General features: G+C 33.5%; 28 protein-coding genes. 9 read left to right on the top strand and 19 right to left on the bottom strand.

All coding sequences use genetic code 11. The features are described 5' to 3' along the window. Window positions 1-98 precede the first annotated feature (98 nt). Window positions 99-878: a class I SAM-dependent methyltransferase gene (locus O7776_RS07440; RefSeq protein ID WP_274309957.1), complete on the top strand. Its 780-nt coding sequence runs from the start codon at window positions 99-101 to the stop codon at window positions 876-878. Window positions 879-931: 53 nt separating this feature from the next. Beyond that, window positions 932-1471, top strand: a complete 540-nt coding sequence (locus tag O7776_RS07435; protein WP_274309956.1) for a histidine phosphatase family protein — start codon at window positions 932-934, stop codon at window positions 1469-1471. A 190-nt stretch (window positions 1472-1661) separates the two neighbouring features. Here the strand turns inward: O7776_RS07435 and O7776_RS07430 are convergent, their stop codons facing one another. The 12 genes from O7776_RS07430 to O7776_RS07375 form a co-directional block, all read right to left on the bottom strand. Beyond that, on the bottom strand, window positions 1662-2312 hold the full coding sequence (locus tag O7776_RS07430; protein ID WP_274309955.1) for a TVP38/TMEM64 family protein: 651 nt from the start codon (window positions 2310-2312) through the stop codon (window positions 1662-1664). 270 nt (window positions 2313-2582) lie between these two features. Continuing rightward, a complete protein-coding gene (locus tag O7776_RS07425) occupies window positions 2583-3653 on the bottom strand; it encodes a sensor histidine kinase (protein ID WP_274309954.1) in 1071 nt (356 codons plus the stop codon). Continuing rightward, window positions 3650-4336, bottom strand: a complete 687-nt coding sequence (locus O7776_RS07420) for a response regulator transcription factor (protein WP_274309953.1) — start codon at window positions 4334-4336, stop codon at window positions 3650-3652. The genes O7776_RS07425 and O7776_RS07420 overlap by 4 nt, the downstream gene beginning before the upstream one ends. Before the next feature lie 84 nt (window positions 4337-4420). Next, window positions 4421-4597: a hypothetical protein gene (locus O7776_RS07415; protein WP_274309952.1), complete on the bottom strand. Its 177-nt coding sequence runs from the start codon at window positions 4595-4597 to the stop codon at window positions 4421-4423. A gap of 880 nt (window positions 4598-5477) precedes the next feature. Beyond that, window positions 5478-5765 carry a trypsin gene (locus O7776_RS07410; protein ID WP_274309951.1) on the bottom strand — a complete coding sequence of 96 codons (288 nt, stop codon included), beginning with the start codon at window positions 5763-5765 and terminating at the stop codon, window positions 5478-5480. A gap of 286 nt (window positions 5766-6051) precedes the next feature. Further along, window positions 6052-6747, bottom strand: coding sequence for a CPBP family intramembrane glutamic endopeptidase (locus tag O7776_RS07405; RefSeq protein ID WP_274309950.1), 696 nt, complete (start codon window positions 6745-6747; stop codon window positions 6052-6054). Window positions 6748-6852: 105 nt separating this feature from the next. Beyond that, the gene (locus O7776_RS07400) at window positions 6853-7899 is read right to left on the bottom strand and encodes a 5-methylcytosine restriction system specificity protein McrC (protein WP_274309949.1); all 1047 of its coding nucleotides are present in this window, start codon (window positions 7897-7899) and stop codon (window positions 6853-6855) included. After that, on the bottom strand, window positions 7886-9991 hold the full coding sequence (locus O7776_RS07395; protein ID WP_274309948.1) for an AAA family ATPase: 2106 nt from the start codon (window positions 9989-9991) through the stop codon (window positions 7886-7888). Before O7776_RS07395 ends, O7776_RS07400 begins: the two co-directional genes overlap by 14 nt. 346 nt (window positions 9992-10337) lie before the next feature. Next, a complete protein-coding gene (locus O7776_RS07390) occupies window positions 10338-10853 on the bottom strand; it encodes a GrpB family protein (protein WP_274309947.1) in 516 nt (171 codons plus the stop codon). A gap of 56 nt (window positions 10854-10909) precedes the next feature. After that, complete coding sequence (locus O7776_RS07385; protein ID WP_274309946.1) at window positions 10910-11425, bottom strand: ankyrin repeat domain-containing protein; 516 nt, start codon at window positions 11423-11425, stop codon at window positions 10910-10912. A 246-nt stretch (window positions 11426-11671) separates the two neighbouring features. Further along, entirely contained in the window at window positions 11672-12286 is a 615-nt protein-coding gene (locus O7776_RS07380) for a class I SAM-dependent methyltransferase (protein ID WP_274309945.1), read from the bottom strand. Between the two features lie 225 nt (window positions 12287-12511). Further along, window positions 12512-13396 carry a LysR family transcriptional regulator gene (locus tag O7776_RS07375; RefSeq protein WP_274309944.1) on the bottom strand — a complete coding sequence of 295 codons (885 nt, stop codon included), beginning with the start codon at window positions 13394-13396 and terminating at the stop codon, window positions 12512-12514. Window positions 13397-13509: 113 nt separating this feature from the next. Here O7776_RS07375 and O7776_RS07370 point away from each other — a divergent pair, with 113 nt between their 5' ends. Further along, the gene (locus tag O7776_RS07370) at window positions 13510-14529 is read left to right on the top strand and encodes a DUF2332 domain-containing protein (protein ID WP_274309943.1); all 1020 of its coding nucleotides are present in this window, start codon (window positions 13510-13512) and stop codon (window positions 14527-14529) included. 134 nt (window positions 14530-14663) lie between these two features. Here O7776_RS07370 and O7776_RS07365 read toward each other — a convergent pair whose 3' ends face one another. The 3 genes from O7776_RS07365 to O7776_RS07355 are packed head-to-tail and all read right to left on the bottom strand — an operon-like array spanning window position 14664 to window position 16590. Beyond that, a complete protein-coding gene (locus tag O7776_RS07365) occupies window positions 14664-15452 on the bottom strand; it encodes an ABC transporter permease (protein ID WP_274309942.1) in 789 nt (262 codons plus the stop codon). Then, window positions 15449-16354 carry an ABC transporter ATP-binding protein gene (locus tag O7776_RS07360; RefSeq protein WP_274309941.1) on the bottom strand — a complete coding sequence of 302 codons (906 nt, stop codon included), beginning with the start codon at window positions 16352-16354 and terminating at the stop codon, window positions 15449-15451. Before O7776_RS07360 ends, O7776_RS07365 begins: the two co-directional genes overlap by 4 nt. After that, on the bottom strand, window positions 16351-16590 hold the full coding sequence (locus tag O7776_RS07355) for a PLD nuclease N-terminal domain-containing protein (protein WP_274309940.1): 240 nt from the start codon (window positions 16588-16590) through the stop codon (window positions 16351-16353). Before O7776_RS07355 ends, O7776_RS07360 begins: the two co-directional genes overlap by 4 nt. Before the next feature lie 108 nt (window positions 16591-16698). Between O7776_RS07355 and O7776_RS07350 the strand changes: the two genes are divergently transcribed. Both O7776_RS07350 and O7776_RS07345 read left to right on the top strand, forming a co-directional pair. Continuing rightward, entirely contained in the window at window positions 16699-17238 is a 540-nt protein-coding gene (locus O7776_RS07350) for a helix-turn-helix domain-containing protein (RefSeq protein WP_274309939.1), read from the top strand. Between the two features lie 101 nt (window positions 17239-17339). Next, a complete protein-coding gene (locus O7776_RS07345; protein ID WP_274309938.1) occupies window positions 17340-17867 on the top strand; it encodes an HXXEE domain-containing protein in 528 nt (175 codons plus the stop codon). A 310-nt stretch (window positions 17868-18177) separates the two neighbouring features. On the opposite strand, the gene O7776_RS07340 is transcribed toward O7776_RS07345, so the two are convergent. Continuing rightward, the gene (locus O7776_RS07340) at window positions 18178-19050 is read right to left on the bottom strand and encodes a GNAT family N-acetyltransferase (RefSeq protein ID WP_274309937.1); all 873 of its coding nucleotides are present in this window, start codon (window positions 19048-19050) and stop codon (window positions 18178-18180) included. Window positions 19051-19383: 333 nt separating this feature from the next. Further along, window positions 19384-20538, bottom strand: coding sequence for a c-type cytochrome biogenesis protein CcsB (ccsB, locus tag O7776_RS07335; RefSeq protein WP_274309936.1), 1155 nt, complete (start codon window positions 20536-20538; stop codon window positions 19384-19386). Window positions 20539-20730: 192 nt separating this feature from the next. On the opposite strand from ccsB, the gene O7776_RS07330 reads away from it, so the two are divergent. From O7776_RS07330 to O7776_RS07315, 4 genes are all read left to right on the top strand, one after another. Then, window positions 20731-21162, top strand: coding sequence for a MerR family transcriptional regulator (locus O7776_RS07330; protein ID WP_274309935.1), 432 nt, complete (start codon window positions 20731-20733; stop codon window positions 21160-21162). Next, window positions 21155-21502: a DUF4260 domain-containing protein gene (locus O7776_RS07325; protein WP_274309934.1), complete on the top strand. Its 348-nt coding sequence runs from the start codon at window positions 21155-21157 to the stop codon at window positions 21500-21502. The genes O7776_RS07330 and O7776_RS07325 overlap by 8 nt, the downstream gene beginning before the upstream one ends. A 122-nt stretch (window positions 21503-21624) precedes the next feature. Next, window positions 21625-22002, top strand: coding sequence for a VOC family protein (locus tag O7776_RS07320; RefSeq protein ID WP_274309933.1), 378 nt, complete (start codon window positions 21625-21627; stop codon window positions 22000-22002). A gap of 86 nt (window positions 22003-22088) precedes the next feature. Beyond that, a complete protein-coding gene (locus O7776_RS07315) occupies window positions 22089-22550 on the top strand; it encodes a GNAT family N-acetyltransferase (RefSeq protein ID WP_274309932.1) in 462 nt (153 codons plus the stop codon). A gap of 198 nt (window positions 22551-22748) precedes the next feature. Here O7776_RS07315 and O7776_RS07310 read toward each other — a convergent pair whose 3' ends face one another. Further along, the gene (locus O7776_RS07310) at window positions 22749-23144 is read right to left on the bottom strand and encodes a DUF5412 domain-containing protein (RefSeq protein ID WP_274309931.1); all 396 of its coding nucleotides are present in this window, start codon (window positions 23142-23144) and stop codon (window positions 22749-22751) included. A gap of 309 nt (window positions 23145-23453) precedes the next feature. After that, complete coding sequence (locus tag O7776_RS07305) at window positions 23454-24644, bottom strand: multidrug effflux MFS transporter (protein ID WP_274309930.1); 1191 nt, start codon at window positions 24642-24644, stop codon at window positions 23454-23456. Window positions 24645-24946 lie beyond the last annotated feature (302 nt).

Raw genomic sequence — 24946 nt, 5'->3', positions numbered from 1 at the left:
ATGTTTCAAAGACTATTTAAAATACAAGTCCAATTGTCTTTGAAAACAAAATCCCAATTTATGTTAATATCATATTATAACGAAAGGAGGCAAAATGTATGGTATTAACTGACCCTAAAACACTTTTAAAATGGGTCCAGCCACATTCAATTGAATGGTATCAACAGCTAAGTGAAATTCAAGGCATTTATAGCTACTCTTGGAATTCTAAATTAACCGAGCCTAATGGTGAATCAATTTTTGATCAAGAAGTAATGCAAATGATAGCAGGTAAAAAGGTGTTAGATGTTGGTTGTGGGCACGGTGAGTTTACAAAAAAATGTGGTTTAGTTGCAAATGAAATCGTAGGCTTTGATATAACAGAGCAATTTCTTCAAACTGGATTATTCAATAATACGAAGAACGTATCATTTGTTTTAGGAAATGCTAAAAAAGGTCTCCCATTTGATAACAACGAATTTGATTGTGCCTATATACGAAAAGGCCCTACTTCTGCATATCCTCAATTAAGGAAAGTAATTAAAGACGGCGGCAAAATTTTTGGACTCCATCCAGGTGATGACATGAATAAAGAGTTGCCTCAATTATTTCCAAATCTCTTTGAATCAACAACTGGTGCACCAGTTTTACAACGTATTAATCAGCAATTAGAGAAAAGTAATTTCAACTCATACACCATTGAAACCTTAAATAGTACTGAGTTTATTGAATCACCGGAAGATCTACTAAAGCTTAGGTGTTTTGGTCAACACCCTTCTATTTTTGAAACATTAAAAGAAAAAGATTTACATACAATCACGAAGATTTTTGAAAAAAATGCAACAGAAGATGGTTTACCCACTACCTTTTCCCGTTACATAGTTCGGGCAACTGTTTGAGGAGTATAGCCTGATTCAAACAGCTACTAAATCTCAATTTGGAGGGATACTAATTGACCAAGTTCATATTAATTAGACATTGCTCAGCTGAAGGACAAGAACCTGAAGCAGTATTAACAGAAGCAGGTTTGGACCAAGCACAGCAATTAGCCGATTTTCTAGAAACGTACCCGATTGACCGAATTATCTCTAGTCCATTTACAAGAACAATCCAAACAATTACACCATTTGCTCTGAAAAATAATCTTCAAATTGAAATCGACGAGCGTTTAAAGGAGCGTGTATTAAGTAAAGAAAATCTACCCGATTGGTACGACAAGTTACAACAAACCTTTAAAGATATGCATCTAGAATTTCCAGGTGGCGAATCTAGCCTTAAAGCGACAACGCGCATTCTTTCTTTACTTTATGAGCTAAATAATGAAGATGCACAAACTGTTGCACTTGTTACACACGGCAATCTTAGCGCACTACTGTTAAATGCACTTTCATCAAGTTTTGGCTTTGAACAATGGGAGCAATTAACAAATCCTGATGTTTACATGATAGAAACAGATTTGAATGAAGCGCTGTATAAAAGGGTTTGGAAATGACGGAGCAGCAAAACGAGATCAGATTATGGAGAAGGTCTTATAAAAGGGAAAGACGATGATAACATCTCAACTGGTTGGTTTATGAAAATGGCTAGGTCCTATCACAGTAGAACCATGCCTTTTTTATTTCCAAACAATTTCTCCTTATATAACGCACCGTTATTTGAAGTGCATATGTTAATAATTTCAACTATGTTATTGTTGAAACTCCATTTTTTTTCTTACTCCTAAGTGTATTCCAAATTCTTATTGATATAGTAAAAACCAGTACTAATGATACTATAACTAAGGCTAGAGCAATTTTAGATTCGCTAAGACTAATACCAATAAAACTATATAATATCCTTAGAGGGCTACTCGCAATAATGACTGTTAAAATGTAAGTTGAATATTTTATACCTACGGAAGCAGATAAGAAACAGATTACATCCGCTGGAGCTATTGGATTAATAACTCCTAGTGCAAGTAATTTGTAATTGTAAGCTTCAATTAAACTGGTCAAATCTGGCTGTCGATTCACTAAATAATTTTTCACCTTATTGCCAGCAAAACTCTTTGAGAATATATAAACACAAGTTTCACTTAAAAACATACCCACTGTAGATAAAAATACAGCTTCAGCTGGATTAAAGCATACCCCACCCAAAATCATAAGAGGTGTACTCGGAATAAATAATATGAGCCTAACTATCCATAGGCCTAAAATCAGTAAATAGGCGTAATCTTTATTTGCAGAAGCAAATTTTATAACTGTATTTATATCAAGGGAAAGTAAGTCAAAGTAATTCAATATTAAAACAAACATTATCCAAATAGCTATTATGATCAATTTCTTTTTCAATTTCTTCATCTCCCCATTGCTTTCGATATATATACAATAAGTAATGAAAATTAAGAAAATCATATTAAAATCATTAAGATTCCTTAAGTTGTACATAAAATAAAGGTTTCAGGCTAAATTTTTTCAACTATTTCAAAAATGTTCCGATTCCCAATGGCTGAAGAATTAGTATAAAAATTATTAAATAAGACTATGCACAATTAAAATGTACATAGTCTTTTATAGTTTATTTTATTGACAGTTTAAAACGAGAACTGTTTGTGCAATAAATTATTTTTTAAATATAGGGTGTTCAACTATAAAGATAATCCAACCATCCTTATATTCCGCATGAATTTTCCCATTATGAAGGTCTACAATTCTTTTGGAAATCGAAAGTCCAAGACCGGTCCCTTGCGCATCTATTCTCGCCCTATCTCCCCTAAAGAAACGTTCAAATAATTTATTTACATCTTCTACGGGAGGGTTTTCTACTCTATTGGATACTTTTAAAATTGCAGTATTATCTAGTGTGTTAAAGGAAATTCGTATATCAGAACGTTTAATGCTATATTTTATAGCATTCATAAAGAGATTTTCATAAACACGCACCATTTTTTCTACATCTATTAAAACTGGGATATTCTCATCAGTTATCGACTTTTGAACATTTAATTGCTCTTCCTCAAATATTGGAGTATATTCTCCTACGATTTGGTGCAATAAGCTCGGTAAGTCTACTTCACTCAGAGTTAGTTGTACATCAGGACTTGATAAACGGGAAAATTCAAATAGTTCATTAATTAGATGTTTAAGTCTATGTGATTTCGAATAAATCGTTTCAAAATATTCTTGACGTTGATCTTTATTTTCATATTGTCCATTTTTTATTAAATTTAAATATCCAATAATTGATGTCAATGGTGTCCGTAAATCATGCGATATATTTGTAATCAGTTCATTTTTTACCTTTTCTAATTGCCTTTCATGGATAAACTTATTTTCTAACTCCTTTGACATAAAATTAATGTTCTCTGCAAGCTGAGACAGCTCGTCCTTTCCCTTAATGTCAATTGTTAGCCCAAGTTTTCCATTAGCAATATGTTGCACAGTTTCAGTAATATTTCTTAAGTACCGTATTTTTTTCCTTACGAGCAATGAAAATATTACAATGAACGTTATTATTACTATAAAAAACCAAAATGTTAGTAACAAACCAGCTTGCAAAACACTACCATTCGGATTGATAAAAATATCCATTTTAGCAAAGAAGATCATTACAGCAAGCGTTCCAAAAAAACTAATGACAATCATTAATAATAGATTTAGGGTTAGTGTATGTCGAAATTTAATTGTAGTCATATTTTATAGCCTACTCCCCAAATCGTTTTAATGTATATTGGATGTTTTGGTTCCACCTCTATTTTGTCTCGAATTTTTGTAATATGTACCATTACTGTATTGTCCGATTTTAAAAAATCCTCCTTCCAAACAGTTTCATAAATTTTTGCAACACTTAATACATTTCCTTTATTTCGAGCAAGAAGCTCCAAAATATCAAATTCTTTTGGTGTCAATCGAATTTCTTCATTTTGTACCCAAACTTGTCGCGTGTCGGAATTTACTGTTAAATCACCAATTTCTATAACATTTCTTTCGATAGTTGGCTCAGAATTGTATTTTTTATATCTTCTTAATTGAGATTTCACCCTAGCAATTAATTCTAATGGGTTAAATGGTTTCGATAAATAATCATCTGCACCCGCAGCAAGCCCTTGGATTTTATCCATGTCCTCTGATTTTGCAGAAAGCATAATAATCGGCATGTTGCGTTCCTCTCTAATTTTCATACAAGCTTGAATCCCGTCCATTTTCGGCATCATAATGTCTAAAATAATTAGGTCAAACGCATTTTTTTCTAGCATTTTTATCGCTTCAACAGCATCCTCAGCCTTTAGCGTTTGAATTCCTTCATTTTCTAAATACACCGAAATAAGATTTCTTATCGCTTTATCATCATCAACAATTAGTATTCTTGACATCATTAAGTTCCTCCGTAAATTTTTTTGACATTGAACAGGTAAAGATGTAGGCGGGTCAATAAAATAATGGTCTTAGGATGCATTCTATTAATCAGTTTTTTCTGTGAACACACCTGTACCTGGACCATATTCAACAATATATTTTGCTTCCTTAAAATTGATTTTTTCTATCATTCTATCACCAAGAAAACTTGATATTGGAAGAATTGCACCAATTGATTTTGGGTTCACAATAAATTGATATAAGAAAGGCAGTTTTTTCACACTTATTCACCTCATAGGTTTAAATTATTAATCATACTTTATAATTCAAACCTTAAGAGAATATGCGTAAAATCCTTAAGAATCCTTAAGATTTCTTGTGTGAAAATAAATTCCACTGACTTTGAATTATGAAAATACTATATTTTGCAAATAAAATATCATGTTTCTTTTCGGAAATTTTATGGATTAATAATCTTGGCTCTACACCAAAACATGCGCTTGACTAAGAGTGATACTGAATCGATTCCGTGTTGCACTCTTCTATATAGTGTTGCGGATTGCGCGTGAAATAATGGCGTCATTGAAGCGCTTTATTCAGATTTTTTTACCTTCAACTGCCGCATTCGTAAAGCATGATTGATGATAATTACAGATTTCTTCTTGTTAATTGGCTAATCAAATGGCTGTTGGATTCATCATTTTCGCAAACGTATGGTAACCCATTGCTAAATCCATGACTATCGGGGCGGGCTTCAGCGCATTCTTTCATTAGTACAAGAATTAAGTAATAAGGAATCTGAAACAATTGCACTTGTTACACACGGCAATCTTAGCGGCGGGACAAACGCGCAATTGGTTAGCGCAGGAGCAAGTCGCACTAAATCCGATGAAGGAAGTCGCGAGGGAATAAAAAATCCCCCTCTCTCTGTTGACCTGTAATGGAAGAAACTTTTCCTTCCGTTACAGATCAACTGGCCATCAAGCGCAGCGCGATAGCTTCGAATAACTTGGGGTTTTTAAAGGAGCAACCTGTAGATTGGCTAGAAAAAATAATATGGCTTGATGCGACAACTATATGGACAAACACCGCTAACAATTAGGGTGCAGTTCATTTCCCCTGTGGAAGGCTTATAATTTTGTGCACCCTATTCTATTTCTTTTAGTAACTACGACTTTTTATGTACTCTGAAATCATTGAAACAGCTATACGTACATCGTTCCATTTAGAATACATAAGCTCCGCATCCTCTAAATTTGAAGCAGCGAAACTCTTTACAACTTCAAATTTCTCTAGGTCTATCTCAGTTACTTCGTCTTTTCTCGCTTTATAATATAGTACCTTGACAATTAATTCATGCTTGTCTAACATCACCAATATGTATTCAGACAATTCATCATAGGTCATAAATAGATTAACTTTCATATGTTCAGCGCTATGCGTAAGCATACAATGCCCCCTTTTTTTTACCTAGATTCGACGTTTTATACGATAATCCTTCTTTAAAGAACAAAAAAAGCGTGCCTCGATTACACATCACTAAGCCCATTATATGGGGACTTGTAACAACTGTTTAGTAAGAAGTCATTTGTGAACATCTAGGATTTGCCCTTATAAATAATTATCTTCTTCAATTATTTTTCTTGTTAAAAAGAATGCCCCTAGAATAAAAAATGGGCACTCCCCCTTGCTCCAGGATAGTGCCCGTTAACTGAATATGTTTCTACCTTTCATCTTACCCTGATACTGTTAATAAAACTGCGATTGTATTAAATACCCCATGAATGATCATTGCCGGAATAACAGAACCCGTCTTTTCATATGCCCAAGCAAACATAACACCGGTGATGAAATTCACTGGCATTGCATTTAAGGTCGGAAAGTGCGCTATCGTAAATATTAGCGAACTAAGCAAGATACCCCATTTCATGCCAAGCCTTACTCTTATCCAACGGTAAATAAACCCTCTATAAAATATCTCTTCGTATATCGGAGAGACTATACCCGCAGAAATAATTCCAATGAGGATTGTAAATAGATTAATATTTTGTTGTAAGCTTTCGGTCTTGCTATTGTCTACGCCATTCCCTAATGCGCTTGTTAGTACTAATAACGCGACACTTAAAACAATCGTTATTAATAACCATATAGGAATTTTCAACCAATACTTTGCAGGAAATCTTCTTATTCCGACTTCTCCCCAAGATAGCTTTTGAGGACGTAATGCAATAAAATACAATCCCAACATCAGAACAATCGCAATTGTTAGTCCAGTCAGTGTTCCTGAGTATAAGGTATTGTTAAACCAAGTTTGATAAAGCGATTGGACGCCATACTTAACAACTATAATTACGAAAATAAATTCGAGCAATAACAATAACGTAAATTCTTTCCATGTCCATTTATCATGCTTCCACGCAGAAACATCCATATCCTATAACCCCCTATTTTCTAGCTTACCGAAAAACGATAGAAAACATCCCCCAAATGATGAATCGAGGGATATTTCGTATATAGATAAAGCGAATTTATAAAACTATGAAAAAAACTGATTGGCATATGCTAATAAGTTTTCCTTTATGCCGCTAAAATCTTGTTGTAAATCAAGAGATACAACAAAAATTTGATTACCTTTAATGTGATAAATATGGTTAGGTTGATTTAATGCGGTTGTTTTCGCATAAAGTAACATACCTGCAACTGTTTCATCCAGATCTTTTTTCCAATTATTTATATATGTAAATATCTGATAAAGATTACCGGATTTTTGTTTTGTAGCTCCACCTTCAAATCTTGCTACCATATTTTCAGAATAAAATTTCGCATCCACAATCAATGTTTTTTTATCTTTTTGAAGTACAAGGTCTGTTTGCATAATAGGTAATGCATCTTTGAATTCATTATCAACACTCCACTGAATTTGAGGATGGGATACATTATAATCCGTTTCACGTTTGAAAAATTCATAGATGAACTTTTCATATAAAGACGATAATCTTTTTTCTTCTTGAACCTCTTTCATCATTTGAGATGTAGAGCTTTCATCAAATAATAACTGCTCATAAAGATATCTACATACGTCTACAATAAATTGATAGCGAATGTTTTGGCGATTATATCTAACGTTTTTCCATAGCTTCAAATCTAGCTCTACATCTGATACCTCTGTAAAATAAGGTAGCAAACCATAAAAAAATCTACGGAACTTTTGACTTATTTTATTTGAGCGCGATAGGTAAACGAGTGTAGCTTTAATAATTTGATTCAACAATATATTTTCAGAGAACTCATCATAAATCACAGCAACTTTCTTATTTACCAATGCATTTTTCTTTATCGTAGAATTGATATCTATTTTTCCCTTAATAACATTAGAAGTCTCTTCAACACTTATGTAATCTTTACTTAATCCTCCGCGAATCAAAACAGGTATACCAATCGTTAAAATTTCTGCGTAAAGCTCTTTGACGTTCTCAAACTCTTCTGTTCCAATTTTTTTATACTCGGAAAGATTTAACGTTTGATATGCATAGGAAATCATATAGTATATATTACGAATTGGAATGTTATTATTTCTCTCCATCGTAACAACCTCTTAGTCGTTCAGCCCAATCGTTTGCCTTCTGCTCATCATCAAACCAATACTCTACAAGTTGTGGAATAATTTCATATTCGATTACTTCCTCTACACGATTTGCAGTATCTACTTTATAAGCATCACCTACAAAATAGCTATGCCCAATTTGAAAGCCTGTTCCTAGCTCTTCAACAATTTGATTATTTAAGCTTTTAATTTCATCAATGATACGCTTTAAATCTTCTGGATTATTTAATTCATTTACATACGACTTAAATGTCTCATTTTGGAACGCTGGTTTAATTTCAAAAAACGAGAATCTTCTTCTTAGTGCGTAGTCTAATAAAGCTAAGCTTCTATCTGCCGTATTCATCATTCCAATGATGTATAAATTCGTTGGCACAGAAAACTTATCATTAGAATAAAGGAGATTGATTTGCTCGCCTCGCTTATCCGCTTCGATAAGCATCATTAATTCCCCAAATATTTTACTCATATTTCCACGATTAATTTCATCAATAATAAAGAAGTAGTCTCGTTCAGGATCTCGTGCTGCTTTTCTAGCAAACTTCACAAACGGACCTTGTTTCAGCTCAAACCCATCTCCTTCAGCTTTCGGACGGAACCCTTCAATGAAGTCTTCATAACTATAGCTTTGGTGGAACTGAACCATCTGGATACGCGTTTCATCTTTTTCTTCCATCATTACATACGCTAAACGTTTGGAAATAAACGTTTTCCCTACTCCCGGTGCACCTTTCAAAATAAGATTCTTCTTATTTTCAAGTAGCGAAATTAGCCTTACAAGCTCCTCCTTCTCGATAAAAACATCCGAAAGAAAATCATCCATTGTAAACGATTCATTTTCTAGTACCGTAGGCTTAGATTCAATAAAACGAATGTAGTAGTCAATGGAACTTCCCGATACGCCTTTATATTTTTTGTAGGATTCATCTGATACAACGATATCTTTCAACCGTTTAAGTTGCTCTATATCTGTTTCACCAAAAATTGAAGCATCAAAATGGTGCTCTATATCCTTTAACGCACTTACTTTTTGCGTAACTGTTTTATCATTTAAGGTAATTCCTGTATCTGTAACTTGATTGGATAACCAATTTCGAAACTCATTTACTTCAGCAATTTTTGGATCAATAAAATCTTCATTCAATACTTGATCAATTTCTTGAATAAAATTTGGATAAGAATTTAGACATGTTAACGTTTTTTGAGCAAAAGTCTGGTGTAGTTCCCACTTTCCAACTTGAAGCCAATCTACTTTCCTTCTATGTTTATACTCTGATGCATCCTTATCAAAGTAGTAATCTCCCGTAACAACTCCACGTGCGAGAATTTTCTTAATCCCTTCTTTCACATATACAACGTCGCCTGTTTGAATTCCACGATAGAAATCCCACACAGCCTTTGTATCATTGACAGGGCGCACCCCGTCCGCTCTTTGCTCCGCTATTTTTCGTTCAACAGCTTCCTTTGAATCATAGTTTTTTATATCCCCTAAATAGTCCCAACCAAGTGCAATCATATTTTCTGTATGAAACTGATTCCATAATCTTGAATACTCACCTGGCGAAATTAACCAATAATTAACGCTGTTATCAATTTCATCTCCTTGATTCGCAATTTTCTTCTCTTTTTTAGGATAAGTTAAAGTAGGATTTTCATCATAATATAAAAAAATTAAATATGATCGCATTAAAACGCCCCAGTCAGGTATCCCACCTATATTATCAGGCTTACTTCTTACGCCGCGATTATATTCATCTTCCGCATATTTTTTTCTAAATTGAATTCTTGTCCTAGCAAACTTTTCTGGATATCGAGGTGTACTTGTACCAGTTACTAGTCGCTCAATATCCCCATCACTTTGCTCTGTCATTTGTTGATAGATATTTTTATACTCCGAATAGGATTGATAATCAAAGAAATTTTCCTTATAACCGTTACCTAATCCAAACTTTTCTAACAGGTGTCCAAGTTTTTCAAGATATGGCGTGTACCACATACCTGTTTTTTCGCCTAAGTTTTCCGTAACCCAAGTTTTATATTTTTCTTTTTGAGTATTCACAACATCATTCATAGCGTACCTCCCAAAAATAATTTATTACCTGAAATAATAACACTGTACATATTCCATTTTGAGCCGAATCATATTTATTTAGCACTGCTTTCAAATTCCCAAACCCATGTAAAGCGTGTACATATTCATTTGAGTTGGTTTCTTTAATTTTTCATGACTACTATTCTATAACGCTTCTGTCTAATTCAATATTTCTTTATCACATTGCTCAAACGCTCGGTTTAATTGTTCATTTAAAAGCGACAATCACATTAAAAACCTCACTTACTTCTAGTACGGTTCACCTTGCATAAGGCTAACAAATAAATATTTGCTCAACAATCTGATAAATTGGCAAATATAATTTCTAAGTTCCTTGGTGTTCAAACCAATTTAATGCCCGTTGTTCCAATTCATTTACGAAAGGGTTTTTCGCTTTGCTGTAGTAAGCAGTATCATCATAGCGTTGAGCCAATTCTTCTTTCAAACAACTATATCGTTCAACCTCTTCGGGATGAGTTCTTAAATAATTTCGTAACACCAGATGTCGTTTAATTTGAAGGTTATCGTACTGATAAACATGTATATGATGGGTTCTAGTTTCCTCACCTTTTCGAAATAGTCGTCTGCCTTGTATTCCCCATTCACCGGCAACATCATATCCAAGCAATCTCATCTGATCATTGAAGGCGTCAATTTTCTTGATATCTTTAACGAGGCACATCATGTCAATAACAGGTTTTGCCTTCATGCCTGGTACAGAGGTACTGCCAAAATGTTCAAATTTGATGATTTCATCACCAAATAGTTCTCTTAAAAATCGAGCCTCATCTTCGAACATTCGACCCCAATTTTCATCATACTCCGACAGCCGGACTTTCAAATGAATCCCTCCTCGCTACAGGACTTTGTATTTCATAATAAATTTTCATAAAGATATTAGGCTGTTTCTATAACGTGGTGCAATTTTTCAGCTACTTGATTGTTCCCTAGTTCGATTGCTAATTCTAATGCCGTTTTTCCACCTTCAACCATGGCTTGAACAGAAGCCCCATGTTTAATAAGAAGGTTAATCAGTTCAATGTTATCATCATGAAACACAGCAGTATGTAAGGCTGTATGACCATTGCTATCAAAAATAGCTGGGTTTGCTTGATTATTTAAAAGTAATTCAATGACCTCTAAATTCCGCGCTCCTGCAATTGCTGCATGCAGAGCTGTATTTGACGGGATAAATTCTATCTTAGAATGGGAAACAGCATTAACATTAGCACTATTATTTAATAGGAGCTGTACAATATCTTTATTTCCATAATGCGCAGCAAATCCTAAAGGAGTTAATCCTTGCTCATTTTCTTTATTTGCTAAGGATGGGTTAGAAATAAGCGCTTTGTTTAATGCATCCACCTCATTTGATTCGATAAATTGAAAGATATCTTTCACATTTGAATTCATAATTTTATCCTCCATTATTAATTTTGTCTTTACTCCGTTTCTACTTCCCTATTAATTTTTCCTTCCTTTACACAAATCGGTATTTCTTAAATGGCATCGGAGCCCAATCCTTGTTGGAGAAACCGCCTTAATGCGCAATAAAGGCCTCAAACCTTATTCCGGAAATACGCTTGATTACTGAATTATCGTTAAAAATAAGGGAGTAGCTAAGGTTATCTTGCTACTCCCAAAAATTACGTATTACATTTAAAAAATAAATACCCCACCGCAATGAGAAATTGGATAAAAGTCACACTCATTCTCCAATAAAGAACTAATTTCTTCATATACAAAATAAAATTCATCGTCATCCCAATAATTAATACTTTCTTGACGACATTGATTATGTTTTTCTCGTGTTTCAAAAGCAATGTCACCGATAAAAATTTTGCCATCTTCCTTAAGCAAAGGTCTTAAATTGGCTATGAACTCAATTTTCTCTTTGTCTGTTAAGTGGTGTAAAGTATATGTGCTAATGATGGAATCGTATTTTTTACCAAGTATCTCTGGCGGTAGGCCCATTGATATATCCCATTCCATTAAATTGGCATCGGGCATACTAGATTTTGCAATGGCAATCATTTTCGATGAAAAGTCCACACCATCAATTTGGTGTCCATTTGCATATAATTTGCTTGTTAATACACCTGTCCCAAAACCGATATCTAAAATTTCAGAATTCTTTTTCTGCATCACTTCATTAAAAATCACATTTAATATTTCCTTATAACCTGCAAAAGGATATAGATTATTTTCCTCACTTAACTGAACCGTTTTATCATATTCATTAGCCCATAAATTAAACCCTTGATTACTTAACATGAATGCTCCCCCAATACTTTTCTAGTTTACGAGCATTCAAAAAATTCTTCGATTTAATGAATTACTCGCAATAAACTCCTGTTATATAAGTTTTCTGACTCAAAGTAAAAGTATTTTTCATTTAAATCACACCTTTCAATAATATAGTTACACTTTAACATAATTTACATATAATTACATAAAATGTCGATACAATTTTTTATTATTACATGTTTCTATATTGCATCAAGAGTATTCAAAATGTTTTCTTACATAACTTAAAAAAGGATTCAAATTCACGTTATTCCGCAAATGGCTCATATAAATATCAATCGGATAAATGGATGCAATCGCACCAATATCAAGCACCTTTAGCTTACCCTCTGTTAACTCTGTTTTTATTTGAAAATCAGGTAATAGCCCTATTCCTAGTCCTTCGTTCATTAGCTTAATTGCAAAAATACTATCCAGCACCTTGTTATAATGCCTAACGTTATACTCTCTTTCTAAACTTTCTATAATCGGCGTATGTTCATCCAAATACCCAATATAGAGTGGATAATTTTCTAATAGCCACTTTAATTGCTGATCATGATGTTTGCCTTCTAATTGTATCTTTGATGAGTAAACAAGCTTCATCGGTGAACGAATCAATCGCTCCGAATGCAGGTCTTTTGATTTTGTTTTTTGTAAGCTAATGACGACATCAGCTTGACGGTTCCTTAATATTCCTTCTAAATGATTCCCATCCTCCATAATCATTTCTACCTCATATTTTGAATGTGATGCAATGAAGTTATGAATAACTTTTAACAGATCGGTTGAAATTAACGCTGCAGATAGTGCGATGACAAGACGCGTTTTCTGATTGCCCGACACACTTCGAATTTCATTTTTACTCTCCTCTACATGCGCTAATAATTTTTTGGCAATCGGATAATACTGTTCACCAACCGTAGTAAGTCTTATTTTTGTATGTTCACGCTGAAATAAAGCTACCTGTAACTCCTCTTCTAATGCTTTGATATGTACCGTAATACTTGGCTGTGAAATAAATAACTTTTCTGCCGCAGCACGAAAACTTCCTTCCTCATATACAGTTACAAACGTTTTTAGCCATTTTAAATCCATATCTTCCCCACCCCTTTTGATTAATATTAATAATCATATTTATTAAATTTCATTAATTTCTTTAATTCATCAACCATTATACAATAACAGCATCAATGAAATGGGGTGTAAATATGGAAAAGTTAAAAGCAACATTTCTACGCTTTGCAAATAATGAAGCGAAAGGTAAAAGCCCTCTCTATGAATATTGGTGCAGGCGTATCATTACACATGAGCCATTATTAAATGTAATCATGCATATTCCACACACACAGCCAAAGCCTAATTTATTTTTTGCGGCGGTTCAATACTTGGCGGTTCAAAATGAAACAGCGTTGAAACAGGTATTTGATAATCCAAAGGACGCTAACTTAGAACAAAGCTTTCAATTACTAATTGCCTTTTGCAAGGAATATCAGCATGAACTTATTCAACTTTTTCAAACGAAACTCGTTCAAACAAATGAAGTCCAGCGAGCAAGCTATTTATATCCCCTATTGTCTGAAATTGCAGCTGAAGTGGAAAAGCCGTTAACAATCATCGAAATTGGTACAAGTGCCGGTTTGTTATTAAATGTAGATCGCTATCACTACAACATTCAACAAAATGAAACAATTACGTTCGGCGATGAAACGAGTCCATTAACCCTATATGCAAAAAATTTGGGAGACCCGATAGTAATCACGCAGAAGCCAATCATCCACAACCGGATTGGCATCGATTTAAATATTATTGACGTAAATGATGAGGAGCAATATCTATGGCTACAAAGTTTAATATGGCCAGAGATTATCGAGCGTAAATTGAATCTAGAACGTGCTCGACCAATACATGAACAATGTGAAAAGCAGTTATTGACAGGAGATTTCACCGCGCTACTTCCTAAACTATTGGCAAATGAAGCGTACAAAGCAACTCAAATTGTCATTTTTCACACACATGTAGCGAATCAGTTTCCATCACAACTCAAACATGATTTACTGGAATTACTACAACAATTAAGTAACCAGCACAGCATTTATCATATTTATAACAATATATTTGATGGGGATTTACATGTAGATTTCATTAATCAAGGTCAAACATTCTCAAAGAAAACGCTGCACCAAACAGATGGTCATGGGAATTATTTTTACTGGAAACAAGGATTATAAAGTTATAATTAAATCAAAATTAAGTGGTTTTTATATGCTTTACTATTATTTAAATCGTTCCGTAACATGGTATAAAATTAAAAAAAAGCAGCATAGCCAAACGTAGCCATGCTGCTTTCCTTATGCGAAATTCATTACTCGGTAGTAAATTTTTTATTAAAAATCCAATAGTAAATCGTAATAAATATTACTAATAGCCAGGCAAACGTAAATAGGCTACTACTTATTATGTTCGAATGAATCACCCCATTACTTAGGTATTCGATTGCGTATTTACTCATAACAGCGGGATTAACATGATCAACTATCGGACTTAGACCTATTACTAATCTACAACCTAGAAGGGTTCCAATTGAAATTAACGCAATAACACCCTGACTTTTAAAAATGGTACTAACCATCGTTGTAAACGATACAATAAACAAAAGCCACACAAGGTAGAAGATGAGTCCAACAAAGACTTGTGAAAGTGGTACCGAAGTAAATAGATAATTCACGTATATATATGAAGTAAAATAGCCAACGGAAACACTAATAGCTAGTAATATATAATTTGAAACAACTTTACTAGCAATATAGGAAGGTACTGCAACAGGTCGTGTTAAAATGAAGGAAAGCATTCCGTTAGTTTTATCTGTTTGAATAATTCCCATAATAGCGATAACCAGTATCATTATTCCTAGCTGATCAAATTGTGAAGCTAACGTACTGGCTAATACTTCCCCTCCCTCTAACTGAGCCATGTTTGGGTCAATTGTAATTCCCTGACTACCTCCTATAGACTTTAAAATTGATGGTAAATAGTAATTGACTACTGGTTGCGTTGCACCTAAAAACATAAAAGCGATTGGTAACCAAACTATCCTAAAATCACGAATCATTTGAACAAATTCTTTTTTCATTAGCACGATCCATTTGCTCATTTTTGCACCACCAATTTTAAAAAGATATCTTCTAAGGTTTCACTATACATTTCAAAATGAGTTAAATTCACATCATGCATAAGCGCACTTTCAAGCAATTTATTCTTATTTTTCTCGATACTCTTAACTTTTATTTTGACCTTATGTCCAATCATCTCTACATTTTCTACATAAGGTAGACTTCTAACAGTATCAAGCCAATTTAAGTCGTTTGCTGTAATTGTTAATTGAATTTGATTATTGCTATTGCGTTTTAAAAGCTCTGTAATAGGTGCATCCTCTACTTTTATTCCATTCTTAATAATGATAAATCGTTCACAGATTTCTTCGGCATCACTTAAAATATGGGTGGATAATAAGATGGTTGTATCTTTTTTTATCTCTTTTATCAGGTTTAATACTTCTCTTCTCCCAACTGGATCTAATGCAGATACAGGTTCATCCATTATAAGTAATGACGGTTTATGTAATAATGCTTGTGCAATCCCCAGTCGCTGCTTCATCCCCCCAGAAAAGATACTGACTTTTGAATTTTCTTCGTCCTTTAATCCAACTTTAGCCAAAATTTCTGGAATAGCGGCTATTAATACCTCCTTTTTTAAACCTGAAAGCTGCCCCATAAACATTAACGTTTCTTTAGCTGTCATCCAATGAAAAAAGTTTGGATATTGTGGTAAGTAACCGATTTCTTCCTTCATCTTTGAAACTTTTACCCCATTCAATAAGACTTTCCCATTATTTGGGAACATGATATCTGAAATAATTTTTATTAATGTAGATTTTCCTGCACCATTTGGACCAATTAAACCGACACATTCTCCCTTTTCTATTTCCATTGAAAAATTATTGAGCACCATTTTTTCATTAAATGTTTTTGATATATTTTTAATCTCTAATTTCAACGTGTATCACTATCCTTTCTTCCAAAAATAAAGTACAAAATCGGTCCAAATGTATTACCTAATAGAATAACTAATGTCCAGATAAGTACATTATTTCTAGTGTTTCTATGTCTAAACAAGTCAACTAAAGCAATTAAGACTAAAAGTGCCCCTATTATTAAAATAGGCAGGATAATAGGTAAATAAGACAAAATATCAATTTTCTTTAAATCATCTACTCCGTAATGTAATTTCATTTACTTCACCTCTCTTGTTATCATTATCGATAATGATAATGAATTAAATGGAAAATTGCAATCATTATTCTTATTCTATATAATGAGAATAAAAAATTAGGTGATTCGATGAAGAATAAAGTTGAGATTTTAATGCATCCTGTAAGAATAAAAATTAGCCAAGCACTTCTTCGTAACAGAGAACACGGGCTTACACCTTTAGAAATGGTAAAAATCCTCAAAGATGTGCCGCAAGCTACATTATATAGACAACTACAAATATTAGTTGATGCTGGTATTATTAGCGTAATTCAAGAAAAAAAAGTGAAATCTGTTTCTGAAAAATATTACGCAATCAATGAAAATGAAATTAGAATTAACGGAGATGAATGGAGTCAAGTCTCGACCGAGGAAAAGCTAGATTACATTTCTTACTATCAATTATTACTTATGACTCAATACAAAAACTATCTTGAAAAATTAGAGGAAGAAAATTCTCGAGAGGATCGATCAACCTTTTCTGTAGTGGAATTAAAGATAGATGAAAACCATTTCACACAGTTCCAAAACGAACTACATGAATTAATGACAAAGTATTTTAACGCATCGAGTAGTAACCAAGATGCTCCTGTTAGAACTGTCGCAATAACAATTATTCCTGAGAATTAATAGTCGTACCCAAATATCAATTTGGGTACAATTTCAAATGTAATTCACTTACGAGTATAAAACTATTATATTGACTTTAAACTTTAAGGGCATGGTGAAATATGTTTAATAAACAATATCTAAATGAGAATAAAAATAACACCCATATAAGATGCTTACCTATTTTTTTCTGCTTAGCTATTACATTACATAATATAGAAGAAGCTATATGGCTTCCAGAATGGTCTCAAATCGGACATTCTATTCAACAACCTGTCACTTCCAATGAATTTTTCTTTGCCGTTATTATTATTACAGCGTTAGCGTATTTAATTACATTCCTCTTTATTATTTTTTCACCTGAAATAAAAATAATAAAGTGGATGTTTGTTGGTTTTTTAGGCGCAATGATATTTAATGCATTTTTTCCACATCTCATCGCAACAATAATAATGAATATCTATTCTCCAGGCCTAATTACCGGTTTAATACTCAATGTTCCCATCAATATGATTATTCTTTATACACTTTATAAAAATCGTTTTGTATCGATTAAAGAAATCATTCTTTCTACTTTGATAATTGGGGTAATTTTATTAATGTTAATTCCATTCCTTTTTAAAATAGGAAATAATTTAATAACTTATTAATACCTATCTTTAAATAAAAGTTGATTATAATTAAAATCCTCAAAGCACTTACCTATCACCGTTTTGTTAATTTTCTAAAGGGCAATATTTATTCTACTTTTGATGTGTTGACTTGGAATAAAGATTGAATAAAACACAGCTATAAATGATGATTCTTATAGAAAATCATAGCCCGTATTTTGAACAAATATTGATCAAAATAGGGGCTATTTTTCATATCTGTATAGGGCTTTTTGTAATTAGATTGATCATTTCGGAAACCGAATATTCAACTAAAGCCTCCGTTAGTTGAATAAGGATATTGCTTTCCCTAAACAAAGATTTGTGCAGCAATAGCAAACAACTCTTTATTCCTATGTGGCATTTTAATAGAGTTCTTTATCATTATCGGAGGATTACTAACTTTAATAAATCCACTTTTCTCCAAGAACAACATTAACTCGTCAGTACTGGATGTCACATCAATCCTTAACTTTCCTTGATGATTAAGAACTAACCCATCGATTATTAAAGCAGCTGTTTGTGAATCTGGTGCTACAATAGGTCCTATTAATAGATTTACTGGACCTAATATGGATAATCCAAATCCAATAATTTTCCCCTTTAGATTTCTAACAACTAAACATTGTTTTGATTGATTTATCCTGTTAAGAAGTAATTTTCTCCTCTTATCACCAAATGCAGCAGAATCTAATTCAATAATTTCATTAATATCTTTCTCTTGGTATTTCTCTAAGGTAATTTCTTGAGGATTATTAAACAATTTAGTTGGAATATAATTATCACTTAAATATTTATGTACAGAATCGACAGTAATAAAACCCAAGTTTTCATATAAAGGTTTTCCATCCTCAGTTGAAATTAACATTATTGAGGTATTTTGAGAAACACTGTCTATACACTCCTGAGTAGCCTTCTTCCCTAAGCCTAAACCTCTATATTCTTCATTTACAATAACCATACCGATTGAAGCTAAATCAGTATCATAAGGTATTATTGCAGCACTCGAAACAATTTTCCCCACAGCATTTTTATGACCGTATATTTTACCAGATGACATAACAGTTCTAATTTCATATTCATCATAATCCCAGCCGACTGATGTAGAAAGTTCTACTAAGCCTAAGACATCATATTTATCAAATTCCACTAATTTTAATACTGTTTTATTGTCTGTATACATTAGAAATCCCCCTATTTCATTTCTATTCTTATCATAATTTACCATCTATCCTTGTTCAACTAAACTGCTTCGTTAGTTTAAGTACATTTCTTCACAATCTTAATAGTTACATTAACAAAAATGTCCAACGAAAAATTATCTAACCTCTAAGAAATCTACAGAGGAGAGTTGATTTTAAATAAACTTTATTACAAATTATCGATCTTTATTATAAATAATCAATCTTTATTACAAAGCTACATGATGTAGGTAGCATTAAATGATGTCACCCTAATTAAAAATGCCCGCTCCTAAAAGTGAGCAAGCATTTTTAAATTTATTTCACGCTAACTGTTATGCATACGAATGAAGCCCTGCGATGACAAGGTTTACGAAAACTTGATTGAATATAATAATGCCAAATCCGATAATCGTCATCCATGCGGTCTTTTCACCTTCCCAGGACTTCGATAATCGTAAATGTAGCATCGCCGCATAAAACAGAAACGTAATGAGTGCCCATACTTCTTTAGGATCCCAGCCCCAGAATCTCCCCCATGCAATTTGCGCCCAAATCATCGCAAATAATAAGCCGCCAAGTGCAAACAGTGGGAAACCAATGACAACAGCACGGTATGAAATTTCGTCCATCAAATTAGCATTTACACGTTTTGTAAGAGGCTTTAAAAGCATGCTTATACTTTTTCTTGTGATGAGACGGAGCACTATGTATAACACTGTTCCGACAATAAAAGCCCATGCAATGGAATTTAGTTTTGCTGCATCAATTTTATTCGAAATGGTCAAAAGTCCAACTTGGTCATGATTTTCGGTCACAATAAGCGGGTACATTTCATAAATCACTGTACTTTCATTTCCTTGTACATCTTTGTAGGCAATTGTAACAGGCTCCATTGCAAAGCTAAATACCGTCGATGCACCAACAAAGCCGATTACCACGACTAAACAATACAGCACGAATTCTAATGAACGTGTGCTGATTGATTTTTTCGTCACATCTAGCACCTTTAAAAGATACATTATCCCTGTTGCAAACGAAATCGATAATATTGCACTCGATATGGCAACCGTAATAACGTGAATGGTAAGCCAGTTACTGATTAACGATGGCACTAATGGAGAAACTTCACTAGAAAAAGCACTGCCGTAGCCAATAATGATGAGGGAAATCGGAATAACAAATAAACCGACGATAACTTGCTTATACAAGTGATAGATTAGTATAAAGCCGCCAATCAGCATGATTCCGAAAAACGTCACAAACTCAAACATATTACTTACAGGTGCATGCTTTACCGCGACCCATCTCGTTATAAAATAACCAAGCTGTAAAATAAATGCTGCATACGTTATAACAATGCCCAGCTTCCCGAATAGTGTTTTGTTTGATTTGACAGAGAGCCCAAGTGGCACAATTGCGATTAGCAATAATATAAAGCCACAAAGAAGTAAATTGTTACTAACATTTAATAATTGTTGTGAATCCAAAATGCTCACCTCATGTAGTTTATTTGTCCAGTTTTTACCTCCTTCATTGATGAAACGCTATCACTTACAATTTGTTCCTATTATTCTTTAGTATTTTAATAATTCACAATAAATACATATTTACCCAAAATAAATTTCCCCTCTTGACCTTAGAGTGCACTCCAATGTTATCGTTTACTTGAGGTGATGAATATGCAAATAAAAACTTTCTCAAAAAAACTTCGTGTTTCAATGGATACCATCCGTTTCTATGAAAAAGAAGGATTACTCCAACCAAAAAGATTACCGAATGGCTATCGTGATTATGATGAATCCTGCGAGGCACAGCTAAAAATGATTGTCGTATTAAAGCAGCTCGGATTTTCTTTAAAAGAAATTGAGCATCTAAAACAGTTAAAATCACAAGAAATAAACGTGGGGTGTAACGAAACAACGGTTGCTCTATTTAATGAAAAATCACAGCAATTAACAAACAAAATCACTTTTTACCAACAAGCCATCAACACCCTACAATTGATTACACAATTAATGGGCAATCAACAATTTGAAAAAAATCAAAAACAAATTGATCTATCCATAAATCAATTATTTAACCAATTGAAAGAAGGTTTTCACGATGAATAAAATTGTACTCCATGCTGAATACGGCTTTGCTTTTATACTAACTTTGTTCATTTATTTACAGCTAGATTTTTCATTTTGGCTATTTCTCTTGTTATTGTTTGTCCCAGACATTGCGATGATTGGTTATATCATTAATTCCAAAGTTGGCGCATTAACCTACAATATTGGTCATAGTGTTGTTATCCCGGCAATTTTAATCGGTGCTTCGATTCTACTCGAAATCGACACTTTGCTCATGCTTTCTTGTATTTGGATTGCTCACATATTTTTGGATCGCTGTTTAGGCTATGGCTTAAAATATAAACAAAGCTTTAAAGATACTCATATGCAAAGGGTATAATTCTCGTAATAGTCTTTATTAAACTCACGAAGCACAAAAATATAAAGGATTTCACAAGGGGAAATGTAAATAAAAGGAGAACGTATACACTAATCAAGATATTGTATAAGGAGCTAAAGAAAATGACCAAAGCAATATTGAAGGGAATGGAAGGCGTATTTATTCCTGTGAAAGACCCTGAATTATCAGCAAAATGGTACGAAGAAAAACTTGGCTTTACGGTTATTTATATTGAGGTAGAAGCAGCTGTTATGAAGATAGCAGAACAGTCTCAAACAGTAGTATGTCTTGTTAAAACACAAAATCATCAACCAATGAAGTTCCCTGATAATAATTTTGGTGTTGGTAAATATTATAATTTTATTTCTCATGATATTGAAGAGACTCATAAATTGTTAGTTGAACGGGATGTCAAAGTAAATCCAATTGGTGAAGAAGGAACTACTAGGTTTTTTACTTTCTATGACCCTGACGGCAATCCATTAGGGGTTTGTAAATAAATGTATTCGGAATAATTGGTCGGGGATTTTCTAGAATATCATGGATTTTAATATAACGCTCTTCTGCAATCGAGGGGGGATAGGCAATGGAAATTACAACTTTATTTGAAAAGCCGTCTTATGCCAAAGACGTTTCTCACATGATTTATGGGGAGTTTGTTGTAGGAACTTCGAGTCGTATGGTGTTTTCTGATGTAGAAGTATTTTTTCAGAATACGAATTTTGATACATTCCCATTAACCTTTATCGCAATAAAAAATGATGCATGCGTCGGAACTGTATCTGTCTTTGAAAACGATTTTAAAAAGCGTCCACAGTATACACCGTGGCTTGCTTCGCTTTATGTACAACCTACGTATCGTGATCAAAAAATTGGTCAGCAACTTATGAATTATTTATTAAATCACGTGAAATTATTAGGCATTTCCGAAATCTACTTAAAAACTGAAAATGCTTCAGATTATTACATCAAACGAGGTTGGAAATTAGTAGAGACCATCCATGAAACCGACGGTGAAATGGTGGATATTTTTAAATATACTCCATAAAAACTGGTACGTTCATATTAAAGAAATTTATTATTACGACATCACCACTTATGTAAATCCTATACAAGCCATGATATATCGACATTCATGGCTTATAAGCTTTCTCAACTAAACTCTTCCTTACAATTACAATTTCATAAAGATTGCTGTACTGTACTATCCCACCTATTAAAGCGAGCAAAAGAAATACTATTATTACTATTCTTCCCGTCGAAAATCATATCTATCATTTGGCACATGTAGTGTGTGCCCATTTATTACAACCGTTTGATGGTCCAGCCATTCAATTGTTGCTCTTGATTCACGGTAATTCCAATATATATTTTTCGTTTTACCATTCTTTTTATTAAATATTAGCTCGCCTCTCACCGCATCTACGCTTAAACTCGGGCTGTTTACATAGGCCTTTACTGTATATGTGCCATCAGGTGAAGTTGCTTCCGTTAAATATTCCCCTGTTGGCAATCTATTCATATCAAAAAAAAACCAGTAAATTGCGTAACCGATAACACCTAAAACTAGAGTACTTGCAACTAAAAGAATTCGCCAAATCTTCTTACGTCTCGCTTTCTTTTCTTTCAAATTAACAGTCATTCCAATCACACCCCCTTTTTTAGAAGTAATTCTCTAGCTTAAAAATAAAGTTTGATCAAAAACACCAAGAGACCTCTGAATTTACGATAAAAAAATGAATCCATTTTGAATCAAGGTTGATCAAAATGGATTCTTACTTAGCAGATTTAAGTTTAGTTATTATTATAATGTTTAATCACTTTCGAGGTGACTATAGAGTTTATTTTCGATTTGGCTTATAAATGATATCGTGACTCCTATTAAATTGGGTGAAGGTCGAGCATTTATTTTTTTTAATGGTGCAACATTTTTAAAGAATCACGACATTATTCAAAACACGTCATCTTTTTTGTTAAGTAACGGTAAACTTATTAAAAGCATAACAAGTCCTAGTGCTAAAAAATATAGTGGCATCGCAAGGACTGTTCCGTTATGAAAAAAGCTCATACCATAAATTGTAGCGCTGACAAGTAAATAATAACCTAAGCTAAATATCGCACCCGCAGAACCAATGACGTCTTGAAAGTCAATCAGCGCTAAGCTTAAACAGTTTGGTAAAGCAGTACCTGTACCAAATAAAATAATGAATACACTAACAATCATGAATGGCATTTGTATTAAAGTCGGTAAAAAATGTACCGATGTAGCGAGCATTGTACCGATGAGCATAATGGCTAACCCGCGCACAATAATCTTCTCAGGTATTGTGTGGTTAACGAGTCGTTTAGATAGCATCGCACCTGCGATAGTAGCGAGTGCAACGATAATACCTAAAAAACCATACATCGCACTTGATAGTGTAAAGTATTGCGTAAAAATAAATGGCGCTTCGGTATAATAGCTAAATAATACACCGTTAATACCGCCAATTAATACGCCGTAACGCCATAGACGGGCATTTGTAATCATGCGCTTCACTATTGGTAGAATAGGCTTCATTTCGATTGTAGAAAGTGCTGTTTCAGGTAAGCGTAAAAACGCATAGCAAAATACAATAACGCTCATAGCAACTAACACCAAAAATACGACCCTAAAGCCAAAATAATAGTCGGTAAAGCCACCGATTAACGGGCCAATTGCAGGTGTGAAGGCAATGGCAGCTGAAATTTGAGCAAACAATTTATGTCGCTCAACACCAGAAAAGCTTTCGCGTAAAATCGTTTGTGTTACGACAGAGCCAACACTTGCACCAAACGCTTGAATAAAGCGCGCGACTAATAAAACCGCCAATTCATTTGCTACTAAACAAAGTATGTTACCAACAAAATAAAAAAACAGCCCATAAAGCATTGCCTTGCGACGACCGATTTTATCGGATAAACGACCAAAGAAAAATACTCCGAAGGCAAAAGCGATAAAGTACACACTCATCGTAAGCTGTGCATCACTCATAGAAGTTTCAAACGCTTCTGCGATAGTTGGTAATGATGGGCTAAAAATAGTTTCACTAATTTGTGGGAAGCCAACTAATACAATCAGTAATAATAAGCTAGGTGTTTTGTTTCCGATGTTTTTCTTCAAATTAATCCTCTCCTAGATAATTATAGGTTTGAAAGAAAAACATCGTAGCTTGGGAAATGGTGGCTTCACAAGTTTTATTTTTTCTAAATCACTCATGAATTCACTTCCTTCTAATTGAAAATACGTAAAAAATTATACCATCCAAAGGGATAAAACGGTGCAACTATTTAATAAACGGTTTATCTTTAATAACCAATCTAACATTATTTCAAACCAACAGTAGTGAAATATGTTTTAACTTCAATTGTGACAACGCTTAAGCAATTTGGTCACACAAAAATAAGGAGGTTGGGGGCAGAAAT

It is taken from the genome of Solibacillus daqui, from assembly GCF_028747805.1.
In the GTDB taxonomy this organism is placed as follows: Bacteria; Bacillota; Bacilli; order Bacillales_A; family Planococcaceae; genus Solibacillus; species Solibacillus daqui.
Note: the sequence above shows the minus strand (reverse complement) of the source record. Positions and strands in the feature narration are given on the sequence as shown.